The organism is Pseudoalteromonas sp. BSi20652 (genome assembly GCF_000239855.1).
GTDB lineage: Bacteria > Pseudomonadota > Gammaproteobacteria > Enterobacterales > Alteromonadaceae > Pseudoalteromonas.
The window spans coordinates 1-10,055 of record NZ_BADT01000154.1; the positions used below are offsets into that span (position 1 = coordinate 1).

8 protein-coding genes and 1 pseudogene are annotated in these 10,055 nt (G+C 37.9%); 5 read left to right on the forward strand and 4 right to left on the reverse strand.

The window, feature by feature from the left end; all coding sequences use genetic code 11:
* A partial coding sequence (locus tag P20652_RS18540; protein ID WP_050548215.1) for a hypothetical protein occupies nucleotides 1–514 on the forward strand: 514 nt, incomplete at its 5' end.
* 492 nt (nucleotides 515–1,006) lie between these two features.
* Here the strand turns inward: P20652_RS18540 and P20652_RS06355 are convergent.
* Nucleotides 1,007–2,197 (reverse strand): PQQ-dependent sugar dehydrogenase, encoded by a 1,191-nt coding sequence (locus P20652_RS06355; RefSeq protein WP_033017627.1) that lies wholly within the window; start codon nucleotides 2,195–2,197, stop codon nucleotides 1,007–1,009.
* Here P20652_RS06355 and P20652_RS06350 point away from each other — a divergent pair.
* Nucleotides 2,182–2,625, forward strand: coding sequence for a hypothetical protein (locus tag P20652_RS06350; RefSeq protein ID WP_008170137.1), 444 nt, complete (start codon nucleotides 2,182–2,184; stop codon nucleotides 2,623–2,625). The two genes, P20652_RS06355 and P20652_RS06350, sit on opposite strands and share 16 nt — an antisense overlap.
* A gap of 111 nt (nucleotides 2,626–2,736) precedes the next feature.
* Here the strand turns inward: P20652_RS06350 and P20652_RS06345 are convergent, their stop codons facing one another.
* The 3 genes from P20652_RS06345 to P20652_RS06335 form a co-directional block, all read right to left on the reverse strand.
* Complete coding sequence (locus P20652_RS06345; RefSeq protein WP_008170139.1) at nucleotides 2,737–3,999, reverse strand: valine--pyruvate transaminase; 1,263 nt, start codon at nucleotides 3,997–3,999, stop codon at nucleotides 2,737–2,739.
* Nucleotides 4,000–4,321: 322 nt separating this feature from the next.
* Nucleotides 4,322–4,981: a glutathione S-transferase gene (locus P20652_RS06340; RefSeq protein WP_008170140.1), complete on the reverse strand. Its 660-nt coding sequence runs from the start codon at nucleotides 4,979–4,981 to the stop codon at nucleotides 4,322–4,324.
* A 10-nt stretch (nucleotides 4,982–4,991) separates the two neighbouring features.
* Entirely contained in the window at nucleotides 4,992–7,283 is a 2,292-nt protein-coding gene (locus P20652_RS06335) for a peptidase U32 family protein (RefSeq protein ID WP_008170142.1), read from the reverse strand.
* 505 nt (nucleotides 7,284–7,788) lie between these two features.
* Between P20652_RS06335 and P20652_RS06330 the strand changes: the two genes are divergently transcribed.
* The 3 genes and pseudogenes from P20652_RS06330 to P20652_RS21050 all read left to right on the forward strand — a co-directional run.
* A complete protein-coding gene (locus tag P20652_RS06330) occupies nucleotides 7,789–8,871 on the forward strand; it encodes an endonuclease/exonuclease/phosphatase family protein (protein ID WP_033017629.1) in 1,083 nt (360 codons plus the stop codon).
* A gap of 222 nt (nucleotides 8,872–9,093) precedes the next feature.
* Nucleotides 9,094–9,804, forward strand: a complete 711-nt coding sequence (locus P20652_RS18545) for a four helix bundle protein (RefSeq protein WP_008170145.1) — start codon at nucleotides 9,094–9,096, stop codon at nucleotides 9,802–9,804.
* 31 nt (nucleotides 9,805–9,835) lie between these two features.
* Nucleotides 9,836–10,021: pseudogene (locus P20652_RS21050) on the forward strand (hypothetical protein); the annotation flags it as partial.
* Between the last annotated feature and the right edge of the window lie 34 nt (nucleotides 10,022–10,055).

A 10,055-nucleotide genomic window follows, 5' to 3' on the forward strand; every position in this document is an offset into this window, starting at 1 on the left:
TGTGCCAGTGTATTATTGGCGCGCATTAATCAAAAAGGAATTTAAAATGTTATCTAGTATCCTGAATATATTTAAACGTGACTATGAGCTTTATGATGGTGTTAGAAAGATAAATATTTATTTATTGAGAGCTTTATATACATTAATATTTGTGTTTGTTGGTAAATCCTCTTGGACATATATTGGCGCTAACTATGGTGTATTGGATCCGATGGAAGGTGTAGTTTGGAGTGTTTGGGCATCATTTTCGGTTTTGAGTTTTATAGGTATAATTTACCCACTGAAAATGTTACCTATAATTCTGCTTGAAATACTGTACAAAGTAATTTGGTTATTGGTAGTTGCATATCCTTTATGGTCAGTTGGGAAACTAGAAGGTTCTGATGCAGAAGGTCTTTTTCTACCATTTGTATGGGTTATCCTTCCAATAGTCGCGGTACCGTGGAAATATGTATTTAAAAAGTATATATATACTTCCAAAAATATCGCAACAGTACAGGCTTCCAGCACATAACAAGACGTTCAAACGGACAAATAACAGCTGGCTGTTGTTCGTGCCTCACACATTTTAGCCAGCTATTATTTGCCACTTAACGTGGCGTTGAGGCTGTAGAATTACTCTTTTTAGGAACGTATCCAACTATTCTTGGTTGGTTGCTTTTTAACCTTTAATCCATCTGTTCGCTGTGATCTAATAGATATTATTCACCTACGGTAAACTGTTATGGCTAACTACAAGCCTGACTTATCCTGTCAAAATAAAAAATAAAGGATCAAATCTTGACTTCAGACGTCAAGTTCTAAAGCACGTGGTAAGTTGGGTTGTCCGATGTTAATTCACTATTTTTGTCGGATGGCGTGGCTTCGCCACTTATCCGACCTACGTAAAAAGGTAGGTTAGTTAAGCCGAAGGCGCCACCCAACATAGTTCTTAAATTTATTAATACGGCCTATTGAAACCGCTTTTATCCTCCAAAAGCGAAGCGCCTCTAATCCTCTTTGTGAATTAATTTGCTTGAAACAACATTAGCTTTGCCTCTTTGCCGTCGGTTAATACCGCGACGTTACCATTATTAGTTATAAACACATCTCTTAATCGCCCTGCGGCCTTAGGAAATACGTGAGACTGTTTAAATTCACCACTTACCAGATTAACGCTGTAGAGCTTTTTATCAACGAGCGTAGTAATTAGCACATGTTGTTGTAATGAGGGAAAAGCTGCATGTTTAGAGCCGTAATACGCCATGCCTGATGGCGCTATTGATGGCGTCCAATTAACACTTGGTTTTTGCATCCCTTTATATTCGGTAAATGGTGAAATACGCGCTTGCGAGTAATCTTTGCCATAGGTGATTACCGGCCAGCCGTAATTTGTCCCAGCGGTTAAGTAGTTTAGCTCGTCACCGCCTGCAGGGCCGTGTTCGTTGCTAACAATTTGCTGCGTATCGTAATCATAAACTAAGCCTTGAGGGTTACGATGACCAAGTGAGTAAACAGCATGTGCACTTAGGTTTTTGTGATTAATAAATGGGTTATCTGTTGGAATGGTACCATCTAAGTTTATACGTAATATTTTACCAAGTTGGCTGGTGATAACTTGTGCTTGCTCTCTAAAGTCAAACCCATCGCCCGTTGAAATTAATAACGTATTGTCGGGTAGGACAAGGGTGCGTCCTGCGTAATGTTGCGGTGTGTTTTTATCAGTCGCTACTTTATAAATAACGTTAGGCTTTGAAAAGTCAGTGCCATTAAACGTGGCTTTGGCAACAACAAGCCTGTTTGCGCTTGCATCACCTTGGGCATAAGTAAAAATAATTTCTTTGGAGTCGTTATAATCTGGTGATAATACAATGTCGAGTAAACCACCTTGGCCAGCAACGTATAAACCTGTTAGGTTTAATTTTACTCTTGATTGCCCGTTGTTTTTAACTATAACTACGTGACCATCACGCTCTGTAATTAACCATGTGCCGTTTGGTAGTTCAACCATGCTCCACGGAGACTGTAATTGCGTAGCCAGTGTTTTTGTACTGTATTGCTCCTTTGGGAGCGCAGCGTTTGCATTAATAGAAAACGCACAAAGCGAAAGCAAAGTAAAAAAAGAGATACATTGTTTACGGGGCAAGCCTTTGCTAGCATGGCTAGTATAAGAGAAAAGCTTTATTTTAAGTTGAGATAACCATGTCGTTTTTAACACGTGTATTGCCTTCATTTTTAGTTTCTTGGTTACTTACATTCACACTTGCTAGCTTGTTTCATAGCCAATACGTTGTCAATCAATTAGTTAATGTAGGTGTGGTAGTGGGCTTTAGTGATCGCGTTAGTTTAACGCTTGATGATTGGTTAGGCCTATTACCTACCTACGGCGCTATTATTGCCGTAGCACTTGCCATCGCTTTTTTTGTTACCGTAAAACTTAGTAAAAAGGTTCAAAAATACAGTACTCAGCTATTTGTTATTGCTGGCATTGTGGCATTTATTATTGTGTTAATTGCCATTGAATCAATTATGAATATTCATATTATAGCGGGCGCAAGAGGCTGGGGTTTTTATGCTCAATTACTTGCAGGCGCCATGGGTGGTTTTGCTTTTGCGACGTTAACTAAAACCTTAAAAGCTAAATAAACAAAAGAACCTTAATCTACCTAATAAAGCTAAGGGGAGGTTATATAAGCAGGGCTTAAAAAATGTGATTAAAACTCACGATAGTTAGCTTTAATCACTGTTTTTATAAATTCACTCCATAACGGATTTAATCGCTTCTAGGCCTTTTTTTAGGGTATCTGCATCGGTAGCGTAGTTGATACGAATACACTTGTGTTTATGTGCCCAGCTGTCGTCAATGCCGATAAAAAAGTTATGACCTGGGATCACATACACGTCTTGCTCTTTAAGCCTTTGATACAACACCTCGCTTGTTATTTTTGCATCTTTAAACCACAGCCACATAAAAAATGCGCCTTCAACTTTGTGCAAATAAACAGGCAGTTCGGCAAATACTTCATCAAACAGCTCAATCGCTATGTGTGCTTTATTACGATAAAAAGGCAACACAACATTACGGCACAGTGGCAGTAGTTCGTTGTCGTTAATTAAGCGTGTTACTAAGCTTGGGCCAATACTATTTGGCGATAAAACCATGCTGCCATTTACGCGGCCAATTGCTTTAATAATCTCATTGTTTGCAACCACAATACCACTGCGTAAACCTGGTAGGCCCAGCTTTGAAAGTGACATACATAAAATAATGTTTGAGTTCCACGTTAGGTTTGCGTCGGTGTAAATACAACCTGGGAACGGATCGCCGTACGCGTTATCAATAATGAGTGGAATACCATATTGCTTAGCGAGCAAATCAAGGTGTTTTACTTCATCGTCAGTAATTACATTACCTGTTGGGTTGGTAGGGCGTGATACGCACAGCGCGCTTATGCTGCTGTCGTTTGCGAGTACTTTTTCAACTGCTTTAAAATCAATTACGTATTTAAACTGTTTTGATGCGCTACCTGTATTTAAAATTTCGATATTAGGCTTTATGGCAACAAACATATCAGCCGATAAACCTTGATCGGCATAACCTACGTACTCTGGCGCAAGGGGAAATAAAATCTTTTTATGGCCGCCATCCGGCATTTCGCCTGCCAACATATTAAACAGCACAAAAAAGTTAGCTTGACTGCCATTGCCAAGTGCTACGTTATCGGCGCTAATGTCCCATGCATACTCTTTACTCAGTTGGCCTGCTAATGCAGCTCTAAACTCGTCGTTACCGGTTGGGCCATCGTAAAGCCCAAATACTTGCGATACTTTATTGCTGGCAACGAGTTTTTGTAATTCACTTAAAAAAACCTCATTTACTTGTGGTACTAATGCGGGGTTACCGCCACCCAGCATAACAATATTAGGATTGTTACTGTTTTTGGCACCGCCTAAGTCTTCCATTAATTGGGTAATGCCGTTGGGTTGTGTAAATTTAGTGCCAAAGTTTGAGTAGTTCATAATGCATAGCGTTTGTTAGTAATGGGCAGGGCAGTATAGCGTAAATAAATAGCTTAAATCCGATGATGAGAATAATTCAATGCTTAGCTTTATAGTTAACCTGAACTCTGGATAATAAATCTATCTCGAGCAGCTATTTTCAGCGCTAACTACGTTGAATTTACTTGCAATAGACGCGCAAATTCGCCTTGTTTTCACTAAAAATCTCTGGCTCGAGAAAATAAATTTAAATATCACATGATTCAATGCATTAGTAAATCTTTTACCCAGAGTTCAGGTTAGTCAACTTAGAAATATAATTTCCTATAAAACAAAGGCTAATTTAAGCTTTTTTAACGCCGTATAAATACTCTTCGCCGCAGTCCATATACAAATCAAATTTGGCCATAACTTTGGTAAACATGGGGGCGTGTAAAAACTCGTTTAACCATGCGCGTACATGCGTGTATTCACTTTGTAAGTACCAATGTTTATCTACGCGGGCAAACTGTCTAATAAACGGCAGCAGAGCATAATCGGCTAGACTTTTTTCATCGCCCATTAAGTATTTATGCGTGGATAGTTTTGCTTCAAATTGCTTGATAAACTCTTCGCAGGCTTTTTGGTAATAAATTTGTGCCATATCTTTTGTGCGAGCATAAAATTTGTACTTTTCGAGCACGGGTTTAAATTGCGTGTCGTTTAGCTTAATTAACTCAAGCATGCGCTTAAGTGCTAATGGGTCTTGAGTATGCAGTAAATTATGCGGGTCGTTTTGTTTTAAAGCCCACAGCATTATATCGAGGCTTTCATCCATAACTTGATTATTCGGCAGTAATAAAACTGGCACAGTGCCTTTAGGTGATATTTGCAAAAGATGCGGTGGCTTATTTTTAGTTTTTATAGCGCGCAGTAATACGTGTTGCTCTGCCATTAAAATACTCATTCGCGCGCGCATTGCATAAGGGCAGTGTTGTAATGAATATAATAATGGCAATGTCATGTCAGTTACCTTAGCTGTTTAGGCCTTCAACATATTGCTGACGGGTTTGTACTTTAACCAAGCTATTTAAGTGTTCAACCGCTTGTGTTTGCCCGTTAATTAAATCTTGAAAATGCGCAAGTAACACGGCTTTATCTAGCTTTTCTTTATCGCCTGAACCAATGTCGGTTAAGTCAATCATAAACTCGTCAAATTTGTCGGCAAAGTCACTCACTATATCCATGTTTAAAAATTGCTCATGGTTATAAATACTTGGGTAGCCGCCTTTTTGTTTATCAATAGCAAAGCTAATACCTTTAACATTGGTAACGGTGGTTTCTTTTTTACAGCTCAACATACAGCTTGCATCAATACGTGTTTTTTTACAGCCTACTGTTTGCTGGAAAAAACACTGTCGGCTAGTCATCATTACTATTGGGTGATAAATGCTGTACATCATCTTAAAATTGCTAGGGCGTTTAATATTACGCATTTGTGGTTTGTTTATTTCGTTTGAAATAAACGCACCTTTTGCGTTTAAATCTTCTTGTAGTGTTAGTAACGCATAAGAGTTTGTGGTGTTTAACAACGGGCCTGCAATCCAGTCAATACCTATTTGTACTGCTTTAAATGCAACGCCTGTGTTGTTACTAATAATAAGCTTAGGTTTTACAACCTCGAGCAAACGTACCGCTTCTTCAAAATCTTTACCAATTAACACCGCCGGAAACCACGGAATTAACTGCGGGTGCTCTAAAAATACATTAATGTATTTATCGTTATCGGTTCTAAAGCTCTCTGGTAATTTAAAGTAAACATCGCCGTCGGTTAAATCACATAGATGAACGTCTTTTATGTCCGATATTAAAATGGAGAGTGTTGTTTTGTTATCGGCTTTAGGGTGATTAACAAGTTTTGGCAGTTCAACAGGGGCGAGTACGTCTTTGCCTTCGTTTAACAAAAACGCGACCTGTTTTTTAATACGGGCAAGCTCTTTAAACGGAATGCTTAAGTTGTCGCCGAGATTTGAGTAATCCATATTTTTAATTTCAAAATTGGCATTACTAAAGGTTTTAAAGCGTTTATCAATAGCTGCAATATCAACAACCGATTTATCGGCGGTTTGCATAGGCATTTGTGATTGAACTTCAAAGCGTAGAGGTTGCAGAGCGCTTTGCTCTGCTAGGGTGTTGTCGTGTTTATCGTTTATTGTCAGTGTTACTGTAAATGGCTGGTTTAATTGACCGCCAAACTTAAAGCGTAGTTCTCGTTTTGAAATATTTAAAAACTCAATCTTCTTTTTAACCAATGTATCAATGTCATTTTTTTCTGCGGCGAGCTCTTGTTGTGCATCGTAAATTTGCACAACCGAAATCGCGTTACTCTTTTCGTTAGCGTGATCAAAGCTATGATCGCGCGGGTTGTCGGTAAACATGTTTTTGGTCATGTCACCTTGCAAAAACTTATTAGTAAAATTACGGTTAAATACTTTGTATAAGCTTGAGTCGTCTTCAATTAAGTTACCGGTTTGTACAAAGGTATCTATTTGTTTGCGCCAGCTATCAATAACCGTATGTACGTAGTTAGCGCCTTTAATACGGCCTTCTACTTTTAACGAGTCAACACCTGCGGCTACTAGCTCTGGTAAATCAAAATAAGCTGAATTATCTTTTAAGTTCAATGGGTGTTTGTTACCCATAGCCGTTGGCTCGTATTCATCACGACATGCCTGTGAGCAACGACCACGGTTACCCGAGTTACCCACACTTACTGAGCTTGAATAGCATTGCCCCGAAAACGCAATACATAATGCGCCGTGCACAAACACTTCGGTTAATACATCGCATTTGTGCGCTACATCGGTCAGTATTTTAATTTCAGTTAAGTTAAGCTCGCGCGATAAATTTACGCGTGTAGCGCCAATGCGTGCTAAAAACTCAACCTGTGATTCGTTATGCGTAGTTAACTGCGTTGATGCGTGAATATGCAAAGTAGGAAAGTGCTTTTTAACAATATTGAACAACCCTAAATCTTGCACAATAATGCCATCGAGCGTTGTATTTACCAGCTGATTTAATAGCTTAAATAGCGCACCCATTTCGTGCTCTAATATAACTACATTTAGCGTTAAAAAAATCTCACAGCCGTATTCGTGGGCTAGGCGAAGTGCGCCGTTAAGCTCATCAAACGAAAGATTAGACGCTCGGTTACGTGCATTAAAGGTATCTAACCCACAATAAACCGCATTAGCACCGGCTACAATGGCGGCTTTTACCGCGTTTACATCACCGCCTGGGGCTAATAGTTCAATCTTTCTACTCATTACAATGTCACTTCGCTCATATTTAATTGCCGCGAATTTTATCTGGTTAGGCACGTTAATGCTATGTATTGAGAGATATAATAAAGACTAATACCAATTCGCTTAATTAAGTGATCTATTTGAGGATGGAAAAACGTGTTGATAGCTAGGCAAAAAATTCGCTATTTAGTTGTTCTCGGCAATTGCTTCTGCATTGCTCTACCTTCTGCATCCATGCAGTCGTAAATGAGAATTTTTTAACACAGATAGCGACACGTTTAGCCCCGCAAAATGATTAAGTATTATTGCGGATTGGTATAAAATAAAAGAGTGCATAAAATTACAATTAAGCTGGCTGATTTATTACGTAAACATGTAATAAAATGATAGTTTATAAGTAAGCAATATTTTTAACTTTACTGAGGCGATATCCATCAGCAATCAAGATCTTAAACAGTTAGATACAGATTTAAACCGAGAAGAATCTGTAATTATTAACACCCAACTAAAAATAGCCACATTTAACCTGTTTAACTATCTTGAGCCACCCAATGCATACTATGAATTTGAGAAAATTTATACCGCGCAGCAGTGGGCTAAAAAGCAGCGGTGGATTGTTGATTACTTAACAGAGCATGCGCCTGATGTGATTGGGTTTCAGGAAGTGTTTAGTATTGATTCGTTAAAAGAGCTAGTTACTGAGCAAGGCTATAATTACTTTGCAGCTGTTGATACGCCAGAGGTAATTGATGACTTTATTTATAAACGCCCCGTAGTGGCAATAGCCTCTAAATATCCCATAGTTGAAGTAGCAGCGGTTGAGCACGATAGTGAGCTTGCAAGTACGCTTGGCCTTAATAGTGAGTTTACTTTTAGTCGTAAGATATTGAGAGCGACCGTTACTTTGCCGCACATAGGCAATACTGATTGTTATGTGGTGCATTTTAAATCTAAGCGCCCAATGATTAATGTTGATGAACACAACAAAGATCTTGCACCCGAGCAAAACATAATTGAGATTTTAAAGGCGAATGTAGCGGGTGGGTGGGGCTCAACTATTCAGCGTGGCAGTGAAGCTACATTACTAATGATACAAATGATTGCCCGTCGCGAAGCTACGCAGCAACCTATGGTGTTAATGGGGGATTTTAATAACGATCTAGCCGATGGTGTATTAAGCCATTTACTGACTGATACACTACGTTTTGCCCCTGCGTTTGACGCTAAAACCTACCTTGCTAAATATTGCTTAAATGACTCATGGGATTTATTTATTAAGTCGTATCTGAATACAGATGAGGTTGTTTCAGATGAAGCAATTTTAAGTGATGATGAAAGTATTATTGATACAAACTGTGTAAACACCAAAAATATAGATACTCCAAAGGCAATTCCGTTAAGGGCGCCTACACATTACTATGGTCCGAGCAACTCGGTGCTTGATTATATTTTATTATCAAGCGAGTTTGATGCTGGCTACCTTGGAAGTTTTTTTGAAGTAAGCGGCTATAACACTTACGACAGGCATTTAATTAACCCCGAATTTGAGCGTGATGATTTAAGCACCGACCATGGTGTTGTTTTGGTTACACTTACATTGAGATCGTAAAGGGTGTTTTATTATGAATAAATTAACTATATTGACATTTTTTATGTTAGATTTTTTCAATGCATAAAGGCTCAACTATTTGGTTAAACAAAGCTAAGCATTAATACTTATAACTAATTTATAAAATACATACATTCTGTATCGCTTTGACCGTTACATTTAAAGTGTATAATTTATTGCCAATAGTTTATATTGGTATAATAAAAAATAGAAACAGTAAATATGAAATTTTATATCTCTCAAAATCATAGTTTAGAGCGTGTTTTTAACTCTCAAAAGCAATTTTCTTTTCTAAGTCCAATGCTCGACTATAGATTTTTAGTGAGCACATTGCTTGTTATTGTTTTTATTAACTTAACTTCAGCTTACGCGCAAGAAGTCACGCCTGATATTGTCGCCAAACAAACGAACATAGGTTTATTGAAAAGAGCAGAGTTACTTATTGATACTGACGTAGTAATGAGTATTGAATTAAGTAAGAAAATGCTTGATGAGGCTGAGCTTAATAACGATGTTGAGTTAAGTGCAAAGCTACATAATTTGTTAGGGCAAGCGTATCAAAAAAATAATAATGTCGATAAGTCATTGCATCACTTTCTTCAATCCTCAATTAGTTACGGTAAGTTAAATGATACTCGGAACCAGATAAAAGCGTCTTTAGATTGTTTAAAAATACTATTAGATGAAAAGCGGTATAAAGAGCTCAGTGAAAATATTGAATCTATATCACCTGTAACAATAGAGCACGGAGATGATTTTTTTATAGCTCAAGTGTTTATTATTAAAGGCGATATGTTTTATGAAGAAAAAAAGTATACTGATGCAAACAAGCAATATAAATCTTCCTTAAAATACCTTACTTCAAAAGACAAACAAATTAAAAGCACTTGGGTGAGACCTACAAAAATTAGCCCAGTCTTACAAACGCCTTAAAAATAGAGAACAAACAGCTTACTTTTATACAAAAGCCCTAGAAGTCTATACCAGTTTAGGTGATCTAAAACTGATGGCGCGCACATTGAATACGTTAGCTGAAGCGCAGCGTTATTTAGATAATTTAGTTTTAGCACTTGATTACTCAACTCAAGGTTTAGAAATACACAAAAATATTGATGACCCAGTTGGATTTGCAAAAGCATCACTGGGGTAGACGGGGATTATTTATCGTCATATTGGTTTGTATT